The organism is Bordetella genomosp. 7 (assembly GCF_002261415.1).
In the GTDB taxonomy this organism is placed as follows: Bacteria; Pseudomonadota; Gammaproteobacteria; order Burkholderiales; family Burkholderiaceae_B; genus Bordetella_A.
In genome coordinates this window covers 25,559-40,049 of record NZ_NEVI01000013.1, presented here as the reverse complement: position 1 = coordinate 40,049, position 14,491 = coordinate 25,559, and the positions used below count along the sequence as shown (strand labels likewise).

Annotated in this window: 15 protein-coding genes; 7 read left to right on the top strand and 8 right to left on the bottom strand. The window is 64.5% G+C overall.

The genetic code is table 11. From position 1 onward, the window contains the following. Positions 1–53 precede the first annotated feature (53 nt). The gene (locus CAL18_RS06515; RefSeq protein ID WP_094796500.1) at positions 54–524 is read left to right on the top strand and encodes a hypothetical protein; all 471 of its coding nucleotides are present in this window, start codon (positions 54–56) and stop codon (positions 522–524) included. A gap of 79 nt (positions 525–603) precedes the next feature. Next, positions 604–1,467, top strand: a complete 864-nt coding sequence (asd, locus tag CAL18_RS06510; protein WP_026641348.1) for an archaetidylserine decarboxylase — start codon at positions 604–606, stop codon at positions 1,465–1,467. Between the two features lie 27 nt (positions 1,468–1,494). On the opposite strand, the gene CAL18_RS06505 is transcribed toward asd, so the two are convergent. Next, complete coding sequence (locus CAL18_RS06505; RefSeq protein ID WP_094817551.1) at positions 1,495–2,304, bottom strand: MetQ/NlpA family ABC transporter substrate-binding protein; 810 nt, start codon at positions 2,302–2,304, stop codon at positions 1,495–1,497. 184 nt (positions 2,305–2,488) lie between these two features. Here CAL18_RS06505 and rocF point away from each other — a divergent pair, with 184 nt between their 5' ends. Next, positions 2,489–3,439, top strand: a complete 951-nt coding sequence (gene rocF, locus CAL18_RS06500) for an arginase (RefSeq protein WP_231494618.1) — start codon at positions 2,489–2,491, stop codon at positions 3,437–3,439. Positions 3,440–3,508: 69 nt separating this feature from the next. Beyond that, positions 3,509–3,883: a DUF423 domain-containing protein gene (locus tag CAL18_RS06495; protein ID WP_026641345.1), complete on the top strand. Its 375-nt coding sequence runs from the start codon at positions 3,509–3,511 to the stop codon at positions 3,881–3,883. An 18-nt stretch (positions 3,884–3,901) separates the two neighbouring features. Here the strand turns inward: CAL18_RS06495 and CAL18_RS06490 are convergent, their stop codons facing one another. From CAL18_RS06490 to CAL18_RS06460, 7 genes are all read right to left on the bottom strand, one after another. Then, complete coding sequence (locus CAL18_RS06490) at positions 3,902–4,540, bottom strand: glutathione S-transferase family protein (RefSeq protein WP_026641344.1); 639 nt, start codon at positions 4,538–4,540, stop codon at positions 3,902–3,904. Then, on the bottom strand, positions 4,537–5,721 hold the full coding sequence (locus CAL18_RS06485; RefSeq protein WP_081745784.1) for a PQQ-dependent sugar dehydrogenase: 1,185 nt from the start codon (positions 5,719–5,721) through the stop codon (positions 4,537–4,539). Before CAL18_RS06485 ends, CAL18_RS06490 begins: the two co-directional genes overlap by 4 nt. 436 nt (positions 5,722–6,157) lie before the next feature. Continuing rightward, a complete protein-coding gene (locus CAL18_RS06480) occupies positions 6,158–6,859 on the bottom strand; it encodes an ABC transporter ATP-binding protein (RefSeq protein ID WP_026641342.1) in 702 nt (233 codons plus the stop codon). Beyond that, positions 6,859–7,626, bottom strand: a complete 768-nt coding sequence (gene livG, locus CAL18_RS06475) for a high-affinity branched-chain amino acid ABC transporter ATP-binding protein LivG (protein ID WP_094817550.1) — start codon at positions 7,624–7,626, stop codon at positions 6,859–6,861. The genes CAL18_RS06480 and livG overlap by 1 nt, the downstream gene beginning before the upstream one ends. Then, a complete protein-coding gene (locus CAL18_RS06470; protein ID WP_026641340.1) occupies positions 7,623–8,858 on the bottom strand; it encodes a high-affinity branched-chain amino acid ABC transporter permease LivM in 1,236 nt (411 codons plus the stop codon). The genes livG and CAL18_RS06470 overlap by 4 nt, the downstream gene beginning before the upstream one ends. Further along, entirely contained in the window at positions 8,858–9,784 is a 927-nt protein-coding gene (gene livH, locus CAL18_RS06465; protein ID WP_026641339.1) for a high-affinity branched-chain amino acid ABC transporter permease LivH, read from the bottom strand. Before livH ends, CAL18_RS06470 begins: the two co-directional genes overlap by 1 nt. A 107-nt stretch (positions 9,785–9,891) precedes the next feature. Further along, complete coding sequence (locus CAL18_RS06460; RefSeq protein WP_026641338.1) at positions 9,892–11,007, bottom strand: branched-chain amino acid ABC transporter substrate-binding protein; 1,116 nt, start codon at positions 11,005–11,007, stop codon at positions 9,892–9,894. A gap of 581 nt (positions 11,008–11,588) precedes the next feature. On the opposite strand from CAL18_RS06460, the gene proC reads away from it, so the two are divergent. From proC to ugpB, 3 genes are all read left to right on the top strand, one after another. Further along, positions 11,589–12,422: a pyrroline-5-carboxylate reductase gene (gene proC / locus CAL18_RS06455; RefSeq protein WP_026641337.1), complete on the top strand. Its 834-nt coding sequence runs from the start codon at positions 11,589–11,591 to the stop codon at positions 12,420–12,422. Next, complete coding sequence (locus tag CAL18_RS06450) at positions 12,419–12,985, top strand: queuosine precursor transporter (protein WP_026641336.1); 567 nt, start codon at positions 12,419–12,421, stop codon at positions 12,983–12,985. The genes proC and CAL18_RS06450 overlap by 4 nt, the downstream gene beginning before the upstream one ends. Positions 12,986–13,177: 192 nt before the next feature. After that, complete coding sequence (gene ugpB / locus CAL18_RS06445; protein WP_026641335.1) at positions 13,178–14,491, top strand: sn-glycerol-3-phosphate ABC transporter substrate-binding protein UgpB; 1,314 nt, start codon at positions 13,178–13,180, stop codon at positions 14,489–14,491.

Below are 14,491 nucleotides of genomic sequence, written 5' to 3'. Positions count from 1 at the left end.
AAAAGTTTGCATGTAGGCTAGAATCTCGGATTAGCGTCCCTGCCTTGCCCGCCATGTCCGAATCTGCTGCCGAAGTCCCACCCACTATCCTGGTCTACACCGAAGAACAGCGCGGCAGTTTCCTGGTCGAGTCGCCGCTGCTCGGCATGATTTCGGACGTGTCGGGCTCCGAAAAGCTCGTCGCCGTCTGCGATCCTTATAACCAGATCACCTTCCTGTATCGCGTCGACCACGGCACGAACAACCTTGACGCCGCGGCCATCATCGACCAGCCGGCGTCGCATTTCGACGGCAAGCACACCATCGTCATCAACGGCACCAGCTTCCGCCTGGGCCCCCCCGAAGCCGCCATGCGGCTGCTGCAAGGCAAGACGCGATGGATCCAGGACAAGGGCTCCGTGCTGTCGGTGCTGCTTCGCAACGCCGCAAGCCGCCATACCGGCTTTGCCTCGCGCCAGATACAGCGGGAACGCGTGCTGCACATCCCCGACGGCATCGCGATAGCGCCTCTGCCGCGCGCCTGAAGCTGTCCAACTGGCGCCAGGTGGCTATACCAAGTAACATTCCTAGCCCCCTCCTTGGCAGTACTTTCAAACGGATTCCATGCTTTTCAAAGACCAGCTTTTTCTTGCCAGCCAATATCTGGCGCCCCATCACCTGGTGTCGCGCCTGATGGGCCATGCCGCAGATTGCCGCACGCCCGCCGTCAAGAACTGGATGATCTCGCGCTTCGTGCGCCGATACGGCGTAGACATGAGCGAAGCCCAGCTGCAGGATCCGTTGGCCTACGAAACTTTCAACCAGTTCTTCACCCGCAAGCTCAGGCCCGGCGCCCGCCCCTTGGATGCCGAACCGGGCGGCGTAATCTGCCCGGTCGACGGCGCCATCAGCCAGCTCGGCCCCATTGAGCACGGCCGCATTTTCCAGGCCAAGGGGCACTCGTACAGTCTGACCAACCTGCTGGGCGGCGAGCCCGAGCGCGCGACGCCGTTCATCGGCGGCGATTTCGCCACCATCTATCTTTCGCCGCGCGACTATCACCGGGTGCACATGCCTTGCGCCGGCACCCTGCGCGAAATGGTGCACGTGCCCGGCCGCCTGTTCTCGGTCAATCCGCTGACGGCGTCCCATGTGCCCGAACTCTTCGCCCGCAACGAGCGGGTCGCCTGCCTGTTCGACACCGAATACGGCCCCATGGCCATGGTGCTGGTGGGCGCCATGATCGTGGCGTCCATCGAAACGGTATGGGGCGGGCTGATCACGCCGTACAAGCGGCGCATCCGCCACTGGCGCTACGACGCCGCGTCCCGGGCGCCCATCCACCTGGAAAAAGGCGCGGAAATGGGGTTGTTCAAGCTGGGCTCCACCGTCATCGTGCTGTTCGGCCCCAACCGCGTCCGCTGGACCGACACGCCGTCGGTGCGCGGGCCCGTGCGCATGGGCGAACTCATGGCCATGCCGGCCTGAGCGCTGGGCCGGGCCACGGCCTGGCCGCTACCACGGAAAATCAATCAGGTCGCCGTACAGCTGGCGCAGCTTTGCCTTGACCTCCGGCGACTGCTGATAGATGCGGATGAACTCAAGCAGACGCGGATCCTGCGCCTGTTCGGGCCGCGTCACCCACCGGATGGCGTAGCGCCGCACGTTTTCCGGGTCAGTGTTGTCAAACGCCAGGCCGTCCTTTTCGTCGATACCCGCATGCTTGGCAAAGGTCGTGTAGGTCACCGACGCGGTCACGTCATCGAACGTACGCGCCGATTGCGAACCTTCCACCTGGATCAGCGCCAGTTGCTTCGGATTGGCGACGATGTCCTGCATCGTGGCCTGATGGTCGGCGCCGGTGCGCAGCACCAGCAAGCCCATCGACTGCAACAGCAGCAGTGCTCGCCCCGCGTTGACCGGGTCGTTGGGGATTGCAATGCGCGCGCCCTGCGGCACGGGGTCGCCCCGTTTCAGCCGCTTGGAAAACAAACCTATGGTGGTGGAATAGCCGTAAGCAATGGGCGTGAGATTGGTGCCCCGGCTGCGGTTGAACAGTTGCAAGAACGGCTCGTGCTGGAAGAAATTCGCGTCGATCGAACCCTCGGCAGCGGCAATATTGGGCATGACCCAGTCGCTGAACTCCACCAGCTCTACTTTCAGCCCCTGCTTGCCGGCCTGGGCAATGGCGATTTCCGTTGCCTCGTTTGCGACACTGGGAATGACGCCTATGCGCAGCGGCCGCTCTGATGCGGCGCCGGCCGCGCCACCCATCGACAGCAGGAACAACAATGCGGCAAGGCCGGCCGTGAGTTTCTGGAACATGATGCAGGTACGCCCCCGGGGCGATAAAGCAGAAACCGTCATTGTGCCGCAGCGCCGCCCCAACCCGCCCGATGCCCCTGCGCATGACCTGGGCTCCCCCGTCGCGGCTTGCGCTGCGCATCCACATCGATAAGATACCGGTAGCCCAGCCGCCTTTCCCCGCGGCGAACCGGAGTCTGCCATCGTGTCCAGCATCCACCCGACTGCCCCTGCCGCGTCGCGCGCCATTACGCTTCTGGGCGCGCCCACCGACGTAGGCGCCGGCTCGCGCGGCGCGTCGATGGGGCCGGAAGCCTTGCGCGTCGCAGGGCTGGCCCAGGCGCTGCGCGCGCTGGGGCACCACGTCGAAGACGCCGGCAACCTGCCCGGCCCGGCCAACCCCGAGCTCCCCCCCGCCGACGGCCATCGCCACCTGCCCGAAGTGATCGCCTGGAACAGACAGGTACATGACGCCGTGCATACCGAACTGCGACGCGGCCGCCTGCCGGTGCTGATGGGGGGCGACCACTGCCTGGCCATCGGATCGATCAGCGCCGTGGCGCGGCATTGCCAAAGCGCGGGCAAACCGTTGCGCGTGCTGTGGTTCGATGCGCATGCCGATTTCAACACTCACGCGCACACGCCGTCCGGCAATATGCATGGCATGCCGGTCGCCTGTCTGTGCGGCCACGGGCCGGCGGCCCTGACTGCGCTGGCGGGCCATGCCCCCGCGCTGCAACCGGACTGGATACGCCAGATCGGTATCCGCAGCGTCGACGAAGGCGAAAAGCAACTGATCGACGCCGCCGGCATCCAGGTATACGACATGCGCACCATCGATGAGCTCGGAATGCGCGCCGTCATCGAGGCCGCCCTTGGCGACCTGGCCCCCGGCACGCATCTGCACGTGAGCTTCGACGTCGACTTTCTCGACCCGGAAATCGCACCCGCCGTTGCAACCAGCATTCCGGGCGGCCCCACATATCGCGAAGCCCAGCTGTGCATGGAAATGATCGCCGACACCGGCCTGCTGGGTTCACTGGATATCGTCGAACTCAATCCCGCGCTGGACGTGCGCAACAAAACCGCCGTTCTGGCCACCGAACTCGCGCAAAGCCTCTTCGGCAAGTCCACCCTGATCCGGCGCAATCGATAATCCCGCGGGCGCGGGCACGCTGTACGGCATGCCGCCCCGCCCCTGTACCGCACATACCAAGGAAATCACATGACCGATCGACAACTCACCATCCTCGCCGCGCTGAACATGATCGCCGCCGTGGGCGCGGGCGCGTTCGGGGCGCATGGACTCAAGCGGGTACTGTCTCCCGATTTGCTGGCTGTCTGGCAGACGGGCGTGCTGTATCACCTGGTCCACGCACTGGGCTTGTTCGTCGTGGCTCTGCTGGGTGCGCGTTTCGGCTCGGCGCTGCTGTCCACCGCCGGGGTGGTCATGTTTGCCGGCATCGTGCTTTTCAGCGGCAGCCTTTACCTGCTGGCAAGCACCGGCACGCGGTGGCTGGGCGCCATCACGCCGCTGGGCGGCGTGGCATTTCTGCTGGCCTGGGGCATGGTCGCCTGGGCGGCGTGGCGTTCCGCCTGACGCCTGGGCGAGGCCTTGCTACTCCAGGGGCGGGTCGAAATGGCGCGCCAGCACCTTGCCCACGTCCGGCTGGGCGGCCGCCTGCTCGGCAATCGCATACAGCGCGGGGCAGTTTTCCTTGAACCAGGCCGGCCCCGGACGCCAACGTATCATCACCGATATATACAGATCCAGCGCGCTGAACCGGCGCCCCAGCGCATGGGGCGCCCCCGCCAGGCGGTCTATTTCTTGCCATAGCTCGGCGCGCCGGGTATGCACGCGCGTGCGCAGCAGTTCCGCGGGGTCGCCCGGAGTCGTCCATTTGGCTGGCTCGTCCGCATACGTGAACGTGGGATATACCGCGCCCACGATGCGCATCAGCAAATGCCAGAACCGCTGCCGGTCGGTGCTGTCCGAAGGCGGCACCAGGCCCGCTCCAGGCGCGACATCGCTGATGTGCAGTACCATCGCCGCGCTTTCCGTCATTACTTCTCCACCGGGCAATACCAGGGTGGGAACCTGCCCCGTCGCGTTCAGGCGCAGCAACCGGTCCCGGCCGGGCCCGGGCTTCAGGTACGGCAAGTCGGTCACTGTGTACGGGATAGCGGCCAGGTCCAGCGCCATTTCTATGATCGCCGAACCACAGCCGCGCGATCCGATAAGCTCGTAGGTGCTCATTGCCTGCCTTCCTGTGTGGCGGGGGCCACGCGCAACAGCGCGCCGTCACCCGCGTCGGTCAAGACGTACACTTCGCCATCCGGCCCCTGGCGCACATCGCGTATGCGCGCGTTCAGGTCGTGCAGCAAGCGTTCCTCTGCGATGATTTCCTTGCCGCCCCGCAGTTGCAGGCGGATCAGTTCCTGGCCGCCCAGGGCGCCGATGAACAGCGATTCCCGCCATTCGGGATAGCGGTCGGCGTCGTAAAAAGCCATGCCGCTGATGGCCGGGGATTTCTTCCACCAGTACAGCGGGCCCTGCATGCCGGGCTGGCTCGTTCCCTTGGCTTCCGGGATGGCAAAGCCGGAATAATTGATGCCGTGCGTGGCCAGCGGCCAGCCGTAGTTAAGGCCCGGCTGCACGATATTGATTTCATCGCCGCCGCGCGGCCCGTGCTCGTGTTCCCATAGTTCGCCCGTCCAGGGGTTCAGCGCCATGCCTTGCGGATTGCGCATGCCGTACGTCCAGATCTCGGCGCGCGCGCCGGCCCGGCCCGCGAACGGGTTGTCGCGCGGCACCTGGCCGTCGGGGTGGATGCGCACAATCTTGCCCTGCAACTTGTCCAGGTCTTGCGCGGTCGGCCGGCGGTTGTTCTCGCCCAGCGCGATGTACAGCAGGCCATCCTTGCCGAACAGCATCCTGCCGCCATAGTGCTGGCCGCTGGATAACTTGGGTTCCTGGCGGAAAACCACCGTGAAGTCTTCCAGGCCGCGCGCATCGGCAGACAAGCGGCCGCGGCCCACCGCCGTGCCGCTGCGGTCGCCATCGGACTCGGCGTACGACAGATACACCAGGCGGTCCTGCTCGAAGTCGGGCGACAGCACCACATCCAGAAGGCCACCCTGCCCGCTTGCATGAACCTCGGGCAGGCCCGACAACGGCTGAGACAGGCCGGCCTGGGCATCCCAATGCCGCAAGCGTCCGGCACGCTCGGTGATCAGCATGCCGCCGCCCGGCAGAAACGCCAGCGACCACGGATGTTCCAGGCCTTTGGCCAAGGTGGTTACCCGGGCTTGGGCCCGCACAGGTTCGGGCGCCTGCGTCTGGGCCCCGACGGGCGCACCGCCCGCCAGCAACACGGCCAATCCGGCGGCGGACGCCACGAACCGGGGCCAGGCCCGGCAAGATGAAAATCTCGACATGAAGCACCTCGCAGCGTGCATGGGGCCCTGAAACTGTACTACATGCCCCCCGCCACATCGCGCGACAAAACGTGTCAGAGACCCCAGGCCCCTCGCGCCCAGGTGTCTGACACCCTTCGGGAGTCAGACACCAACACGGCATCCCCCCTCGCCCAGGTGTCTGACTCCCGAAGGGTGTCAGACACCAACACGGCATCACCCCCCTCGCCCAGGTGTCTGACTCCCAAAGGGTGTCAGACACCAACACGGCCTCACCACCTTCGCCCAGGTGTCTGACTCCCGAAGGGTGTCAGACACCAACACGGCCTCACCACCCCTCGCCCCAGGTGTCTGACTCCCGAAGGGTGTCAGACACCAACACGGCATCACCACCCTCGCCCCAGGAGTCTGACTCCCAAAGGGTGTCAGACACCAAAGGAACCAGCGGCCGACGCCGTCAGCCGCCCAGGTATGCCTTGCGTACCGCGTCGTTGGCCAGCAGGTTGGCGCCGGAGTCCTGCAGCACCACCCGGCCGTTTTCCAGCACATAGCCACGGTCGGCAACCTGCAGCGCCTTGTGGGCGTTCTGTTCCACCAGGAACACGGTGACGCCCTGCTCGCGGATGGTGCGGATGATGTCGAAGATCTGCGCGATGATCAAAGGCGCAAGCCCCAGCGTAGGCTCATCCAGCAGCAGCAGCTTGGGTTGCGTCATCAGCGCGCGTCCGATGGCCAGCATCTGCTGTTCGCCACCCGACATCAGGCCTGCGCGCTGGTTGGCCCGCTCTTTCAGGCGCGGGAACAGGCCGTACACGTGCTCCAGGCCCGCCTGGATAGCATCGCGGCTCGCGAAAAACCCGCCCATCATCAGGTTCTCGGACACCGTCAGATCCTTGAACACGCGCCGGCCCTCTGGCGATATGGCAATACCCGAACGCATGATGTGGTGCGTTTCCTTGCGGGTAATGTCTTCGCCCTCGAAGGTGATCGTGCCTTCACGCGCGCGCGGGTTGCCGCACACCGTCATCAGCAGCGTGGTCTTGCCGGCCCCGTTGGCGCCGATCAGCGTCACGATCTCGCCCTTGTTGACTTCTACCGACACGCCGTTCAAGGCCTGGATGGCGCCGTAATACGTATGGATGTTGTCCAGCTTCAGCATCATTCTTCCCCCAGGTACGCCTTGATGACGCGCTCGTCACTGCGCACCTGCTCGGGCGTGCCCGTGGTGATCGGCTTGCCATGTTCCATGACCAGGATCCGGTCGGATATACCCATGATCAGGCTCATATCGTGCTCGATCAGCAAAACCGCCACGCCGAATTCGCGGCGCAGCTGGTCTATCAGCTGTTGCAGATCGCGTTTTTCCTGCGGGTTCAGGCCGGCCGCGGGCTCGTCCAGCATCAACAGGCGCGGCTTGGTGATCATGCACCGCGCGATCTCCAGCCGCCGCTGGTGGCCATAGGCCAGATAGCCTGCCTCGCGGTTGGCGTATTCGCGCAGGCCCATGAAATCGAGCCAGTGCGCAGCCCGCGCCAACGCCGCGTCTTCTGACTCGCGGTACGACTTCAGCTTGAGCAGGCCGGGCAGCAGGCGCGACTCCACCTGCGTGTGCTGCGCCACCAGCAGGTTTTCCAGCACCGTCAGCTGCTTGAAGAGGCGCACGTTCTGGAAGGTGCGAACCAATCCGTGGCGGGCCACTTTGTGGCTGGGCAAGCCGGTGATCGGCTTATCGTCCATGACGATCTCGCCGGCGGTGGGCTTGTAAAAGCCGCCCACGCAGTTGAACACCGTCGTCTTGCCCGCGCCGTTGGGGCCGATAATGGCAAAGACTTCATCGCGGCGGACCTCGAAACCCACGCGGTCGACGGCCAGCAGGCCGCCGAACCGCATGCTCAGCCCGGCTACTTTCAACAATACTTCGCTCATTTGGCCAGCTCCACATGGGGACGCTTCATGGGCAACAGCCCTTGTGGACGCCACATCATCATCAGCACCATCACCAGGCCGAAAATCAGCATCCGATACTCGGCGAACTCGCGCGCCACTTCCGGCAACACGGTCAGCAGAATCGCGGCCAGAATCACGCCCACCTGGGAGCCCATGCCGCCCAGCACCACTATGGCCAGAATCAGCGCCGACTCGATGAAGGTGAACGATTCGGGGTTGACCATGCCCTGCCGCGCCGCGAAGAACGCGCCACCAAAGCCCGCGAACATCGCGCCCAGCGTAAACGCCGACAGCTTGATGCGCGTGGGGTTCAGGCCCAGCGAGCGGCATGCGATCTCGTCTTCACGCAAAGCTTCCCATGCGCGCCCGACCGGCATGCGGATCAGCCGCGTGGATACGAACAGCGTCAGCAAGGCCAGCGCCAGCGCCATCAGGTACAGATAGTTCACCATGTGCTGGTTGTCGAACGTCCATCCCATGATGTCGTGGAAGGTACGCCCGCCCTCTTCGCTGGCGCGGCGCGACATTTCCATGCCGAACACGGTGGGCTTGGGAATGCCCGAGATGCCATCCGGGCCGCCCGTGATGAAGTTCAGGTTGATGAGCAGCAGGCGGATGATCTCGCCAAAGCCCAGCGTCACGATGGCAAGGTAGTCGCCGCGCAGGCGCAATACTGGGAAGCCCAGCAGGAACCCGAACAGTGCCGCCATGGCGCCTGCCAGCGGCAAGGCTTGCCAGAACCCCCAGTCAGCCCAGTGATACAGCAGCGCATACGTATAGGCGCCCACCGCGTAAAAGCCGACAAAACCAAGATCCAGCAGGCCGGCAAAGCCCACCACGATATTCAGGCCCAGCCCCAGCATGACGTAGATCAGCACCAGGGTGGCGATGTCGACCGAGCTGCGGCCGCTGAAAAACGGCCAGACCACGGCCGCCAGGATCAGCAGCGCGATGATCCACTTATTGCCCTTGGCAGGCGCTGCCGGCAACACGGGAATGCTGGTCTTGAGCCGCTGGAAGGGCTTGGCCAGCCAAGGGCGCACCAGTTGAAAAACAAACACCACAGCGGCAGCCAGGGCCACCATTTCCCAGTGGGCTTCCAGATGGGTGCGAGCGCCCTGGCGAACCAGCTGCAGCCCGAACACCGGCATGACGATGATGGCCGTCAGCACGGCCGCCATCGTCGCGTTCTTTAGGGTGTGGTTGGCCATCAGACTTTTTCCACCTCAGGTTTGCCGAGCAGTCCGGAAGGACGGAACAGCAGGATCAGCACCAGCAGCGAAAACGCCACAATGTCTTTGTATTGGGACGAGATATATGCTGCGGCCAGCGTCTCGGCCAGCCCCAGCAGCACTCCGCCCAGCATCGCGCCGGGAATGCTGCCGATACCGCCCAGCACTGCGGCGGTAAACGCCTTGATGCCGGCCAGGAAGCCGATGAACGGGTTGAGCTTGCCGATCGTGATGGCGATGAGCACGCCCCCCACGGCCGCCAGCATGGCGCCCAATATGAAGGTGAAAGAAATCACCCGGTTGGTGTCGATGCCCAGCAGGTTCGCCATGTGCATGTCCTGCGAGCAGGCGCGCGACGCCCGGCCCATGCGCGAATGCTTGATGAATAACCACAGCGCCACCATCAGCAGCACGGTGACCACGATGATCATCATGCGTGAATACGGCAGCGTCACGTCGAACTCCGAGCCCATCTGGAACTGCAGCGAGCCGGAAATCAGCGAAGGCACGGCCATGTCTCGCGCGCCTTGGCCCAGGGCCACCCAGTTCTGCAGGAAAATCGACATGCCGATGGCGGAAATCAATGCCACCAGACGCTGGCTGCCGCGCACGGGGCGGTAGGCCACGCGCTCGACGCTGAACCCATACACGCCCGTGACGGCTATCGCAACGAGCAGCATCGCCGCGATCAGGAATGGCAGGGGCAACCCGCTATTGGTGCCGATGGCGGTCAGGGTTACCAGGCCCACGTAGGCGCCGATCATGTAGATCTCGCCGTGGGCAAAGTTGATCATACCGATGATGCCGTAGACCATCGTGTAGCCGATGGCGATCAGCGCGTAGATCGCGCCCAGCGAAAGGCCATTGAAGACCTGCTGGGTAAGTTGAGGGATAAGGTCTGACATGGATGGAATACCTATGCTCCAAATGGTTCCGGCTCCGGTAGAACGACCCGGAGCCGGAAACCTGGGCGTGCGAACAAGTCCCGGCGGATGGCCGGGACGGCGCGAGTTTACAGCTGGGTCTTCTTGCCGTCTTTGTCCCACTTGAAGACGGCGAATTCAAAGTCCTTCAGGTCGCCCTTGGCGTCGTACTCGACTTTGCCGATGGCGGTGTCGAAGGCGGTCTTGTGCATGTAGTCTGCGACCTTGGCGGGGTCTTCGCCCACGGCGTCGATGCTCTTGGCCAGGATCTGCACGGCGGCATAGGCGGGCATCTGGAACGCGCCATCGGGATCGCGCTTGGCGTCACGGAAGGCTTTGACGATGCCTTCGTTGCCGGGCAGCTTGGTGAAGTCGGACGGCAGCGTCACCAGCAGGCCGTCGATGGCCGGGCCGGCGATGGCAACCAGGTCCTGGTTGGCGGTGCCTTCAGGGCCCATGAACTGCACATCCAGGCCCTGTTCACGCGACTGGCGCAGCAGCAGGCCCAGTTCCGGGTGGTAGCCGCCGAAATACACCAGGTCCACACCCGCGCTCTTGAGCTTGGTGATCACGGCCGAATAATCGCTGTCGCCAACGTTGATGCCTTCGAACATCACGACGTTGACCTTGTTCTTTTCCAGCGAATCCTTCACCTGGGTGGCCACGCCCGAGCCGTACGTCTGCTTGTCATGCAGCACCGCGACTTTCTGCGGCTTGAGCGTATTGGCGATATAACGCGCGGCAAACGGGCCTTGCTGGTCGTCGCGGCCAATGGTGCGGAAGAAGAAGTGCGGCTTGGTGGTGTCGGTAACCAGCGGCGAGGTGGCGCCCGGGGTAATGGCCACGATGCCTTCTTGTTCGTAGACGTTCACCGCCGGCACGGTCACGCCCGAGCAGGCGTGCGCCACGGCGAACTTGGCTCCCGAATTGACCACGCGGTTGGCCGCGGGCACGGCCTGCTTGGGTTCGCAGCCATCGTCAATAAGAATGGGTTCGAGCTTCTTGCCTTTGACGCCCCCTTGGGCGTTGATGGTTTCGATAGCAGTCAGCGCGCCGGCCTGGATCTGCGTCCCGTATTGGGTGTTGGGCCCGGTCATGGGCTGCGGGATGCCGATCTTGATCGTATCGGCCGCCTGGGCCGCGCCGGCCAGGAGCAGCGCCCCAAAAGCCATGGCGACTGGGGTAACGCGTTGCAGAAGCTTCATTCGGATTCTCCAGCGATAGGGATGGACAGCTTTGGCCGGTAGCGGAGGCGCTGGGGGGTGCCTGGCGGCCCGATGCGACCATTGCCGGCTTCTTGGGCAAAAGTACAGCGTGGGCGGTATTCTGAAAGCACGACCTTGCGGTGTCACTGCGTGTATTCCCCAATATTTCGGGATCCATCAATAAATAGGGACGCTGTCGACGCAAAAATTGCAAAAACCGCCCGGCGCAGCGCTCCATGTACACAGCCCCGTACACACGATTTCCCCCGTAACGAGCGCCGCAAACCGTCCCCGTCCCTGCCCCGAAGTTGGGTGTCTGACACCCAAGGTGTCAGACACCGCCCGACCCAGCGCCGCCCTCCCCACCAGGGTGTCTGACACCCAAGGTGTCAGACACCGCCCGCACCAGCACCGCCCTCCCCACAAGGGTGTCTGACACCCCAAGGTGTCAGACACCGCCCGACCCAGCACCGCCCTCCCCACCAGGGTGTCTGACACCCCAAGGTGTCAGACACCGAACCGGCGACACGCTGCTCGGGCCACCCACGCCGCGCGGCTGCCGGCGGCTACAATTGCGTCCCATGGACTCTCAGATCTCTATCGCCTTTATTGGCGGCGGCAATATGGCTACGGCGCTGGCGGCCGGCCTGGCCGGCAGGACCTGCCCGGCGGGCAACCTGCACGCCCTCGACCCCAGCCCCGACGTGCAGGAAAGCTGGCGCGCCCGTGGGGCCACAGCCTCGGCAACGCCGGACGCAACACTGCAGCGCTGCAACGTATGGATATACGCGGTCAAACCCCAGCAACTGCGCGACGCGGTGGCCGCAACCCGCCCCTGGCTGCAACCCGGCACCCTGGTCATCAGCGTGGCCGCCGGCATACGCGCGGACACGCTCGCAGGCTGGCTGGGCACGCCTGACGACCCCTGGCGCAATCTGGTGCGCTGCATGCCCAACACACCCGCCCTGGTGGGCGCCGGTGTCACCGGCCTGGCCGCCCTGCCGGGCGTGGACAGCGCCGGCCGCAAGCTGGCCGAAGAACTGCTGGGCTCCGTAGGCCAGGTCGTATGGGTTCAGGATGACGCCGCGCTGGACGCCGTCACCGCCCTGTCGGGCAGCGGCCCTGCCTACGTATTCCTGTTCCTGGAAGCCCTGATCGCGGGCGGCGTCTCCGTGGGCCTGACCCCCGACCAGGCGCGCCAGCTCGCCCTGGGCACCCTGGCGGGCGCCACCCGGCTGGCCGCACAATCCGACGATCCGCCCTCCCTGCTGCGCGAAAGGGTTACCTCCAAGGGGGGGACCACCGCAGCGGCGCTGCAAGTCCTCCAGCAGGCCGATCTGCCGGCCGTGGTAGAACGCGCCTTGCAGGCGGCCGCGCAACGCTCGCGCGAGCTGGCCAGCGAATTCGGCAAATGACCCGATCCCACGACTTCCAGCCCATGACCGCGCGGCAGTATGCCGTGGCGGTGTTCTGCATGGGGCTGATCGTGGTCGGCTCCAATATCCTGGTCCAGGTGCCGCTGAACGACTGGCTCACCTGGGGCGGGCTTTCGTATCCCGTGGCCTTCCTTGTCACCGACGTGCTCAACCGCCGGTTCGGGCCTGCGGCGGCGCGGCGCGTCGCCTGGGTAGGTTTCGGCGCCGCGCTGGTGGTGTCGGTATGGGTGGCCTCGCCGCGCATCGCGATGGCATCGGGCCTGGCCTATATTTGCGCCCAACTGGCCGACATCCAGGTTTTCGACCGCCTTCGCGAGCGGCGCTGGTGGCAGGCCCCCTTGCTGTCGGGAACTGTGGGTGCCGTGCTCGATACGGCCGTATTCTTCAGCGTGGCCTTCGCCGCCACCGGCACGCCGTGGGTCACCTGGATGCTGGGCGACCTGGCCATCAAGCTGGCCGTCAACCTCGGCATGCTGGCGCCGTTCCGGGCGCTGATGTGGAACCTGGCGCGCCCGGCCACCCTGCAACACCCCGCCCGCTGAGCCGGCCCCGTCACTGCCCGATCCCGATACTTTCCAACACGCCTGAATCCGCAGGCTTGACGTACGCTGTCAGTATTTGACAGCGCTAGCCTGTGATGTAAAAGTCACGACTTTGTCATATACCGTACATAAGGTGTCGTGTTTTCCATGGCAGATACGCTGCCCGTGGCAACGCAAACTGGAGGACCTTCCATGCGATCGCACCGCTTAGCCTTGACCGTAGCAGCCCTGTGCGCGGCTTTTGCCGCCACATCCGCCCAGGCCGTCACCGAGATCCAGTTCTGGCACTCCATGGAAGGCGCGCTGGGCGAGCGCGTCAACGAGCTCGTCCAGGAGTTCAACCAGAAAAACTCCGACTACAAGATCAACGCCGTATATAAAGGCAATTACGGCGAATCCATGAACGCCGGCATCGCCGCGTTCCGCGCCGGCAACGCCCCCGACATCCTGCAGGTGTTCGAAGTGGGCACCGCCACGATGATGTACGCCCGGGGCGCCATCAAGCCGGTGCAACAGATGTCCGAAGAAGCCGGCGAACCGCTCGATCCCAAGGCCTTCATCGGCGCAGTGGCCGGATACTACTCGTCGCGCGACGGCAAGCTGATCTCGATGCCGTTCAACAGCTCGACGGTCGTCTTCTACTACAACAAAGACGCCTTCAAGAAAGCCGGCCTCGACCCCGAAAAGCCGCCCAAGACCTGGGAAGAACTGGCCGCAGCCGGGCAGAAACTCAAGGCCGCCGGACAGGAATGCGGCTACACCACGTCGTGGCCGTCGTGGGTGCAACTCGAAACCTTTTCGGCCTGGCACAACGTGCCCTACGCCACCGAAGACAACGGCTTCGGCGGACTCAACGCGCGCCTGGCCTTCGATACGCCCCTGCACGTACGGCACCTGGACAACCTGGCCAAGCTCGCCAAAGAAGGCATCTTCATGTACGGCGGGCGCGGCGACCAGCCCAACTCGCTGTTCATCGGCGGCAAGTGCGCCATGATCACCGGCTCGAGCGGCTTGCGCGCCAATATCTCGAAGAACGCCAAGTTCGAATTCGGCACGTCCACGCTGCCCTACTACGCAGACGTGTCCGGCGCCCCGCAGAACACCATCATCGGCGGCGCGTCTCTGTGGGTGTTCGCCAACAAGAAGCCCGAAGTCTACAAGGGCGTGACCAAGTTCTTCCATTTCCTGGCCAGCCCGGAAATCGCCGCCCGCTGGCACCAGCAGACCGGCTACGTGCCCGTCACCAAGGCGGCCTACGAACTTACCAAGAAGCAAGGTTTCTACGACAAGAACCCCGGCACGGAAGTGGGCGTACAGCAGCTCAACGTCGAAACCACCGCGCAATCGCGCGGCTTGCGCCTGGGCTTCTTGCCGCAGATCCGCGAAATCGAAGACCAGGAGATCGAACGCATCATGTCCGGCAAGGCCAGCGCCCAGGACAGCGTCAAGACCATGGTGTCGCGCGGTAACGAACTGCTCGAGAAGTTCGAAAAGAGCATCAAGTAA

Excerpts from the sequence above, each read along its gene's own strand:
- CAL18_RS06515 (WP_094796500.1), top strand. The coding sequence starts at position 54 with ATGTCCGAATCTGCTGCCGAAGTCCCACCCACTATCCTGGTCTACACC.
- asd (WP_026641348.1), top strand. The coding sequence starts at position 604 with ATGCTTTTCAAAGACCAGCTTTTTCTTGCCAGCCAATATCTGGCGCCC.
- CAL18_RS06505 (WP_094817551.1), bottom strand. The coding sequence starts at position 2,304 with ATGTTCCAGAAACTCACGGCCGGCCTTGCCGCATTGTTGTTCCTGCTG.
- CAL18_RS06495 (WP_026641345.1), top strand. The coding sequence starts at position 3,509 with ATGACCGATCGACAACTCACCATCCTCGCCGCGCTGAACATGATCGCC.
- CAL18_RS06490 (WP_026641344.1), bottom strand. The coding sequence starts at position 4,540 with ATGAGCACCTACGAGCTTATCGGATCGCGCGGCTGTGGTTCGGCGATC.
- CAL18_RS06485 (WP_081745784.1), bottom strand. The coding sequence starts at position 5,721 with ATGTCGAGATTTTCATCTTGCCGGGCCTGGCCCCGGTTCGTGGCGTCC.
- CAL18_RS06480 (WP_026641342.1), bottom strand. The coding sequence starts at position 6,859 with ATGCTGAAGCTGGACAACATCCATACGTATTACGGCGCCATCCAGGCC.
- livG (WP_094817550.1), bottom strand. The coding sequence starts at position 7,626 with ATGAGCGAAGTATTGTTGAAAGTAGCCGGGCTGAGCATGCGGTTCGGC.
- CAL18_RS06470 (WP_026641340.1), bottom strand. The coding sequence starts at position 8,858 with ATGGCCAACCACACCCTAAAGAACGCGACGATGGCGGCCGTGCTGACG.
- livH (WP_026641339.1), bottom strand. The coding sequence starts at position 9,784 with ATGTCAGACCTTATCCCTCAACTTACCCAGCAGGTCTTCAATGGCCTT.
- CAL18_RS06460 (WP_026641338.1), bottom strand. The coding sequence starts at position 11,007 with ATGAAGCTTCTGCAACGCGTTACCCCAGTCGCCATGGCTTTTGGGGCG.
- proC (WP_026641337.1), top strand. The coding sequence starts at position 11,589 with ATGGACTCTCAGATCTCTATCGCCTTTATTGGCGGCGGCAATATGGCT.
- CAL18_RS06450 (WP_026641336.1), top strand. The coding sequence starts at position 12,419 with ATGACCCGATCCCACGACTTCCAGCCCATGACCGCGCGGCAGTATGCC.
- ugpB (WP_026641335.1), top strand. The coding sequence starts at position 13,178 with ATGCGATCGCACCGCTTAGCCTTGACCGTAGCAGCCCTGTGCGCGGCT.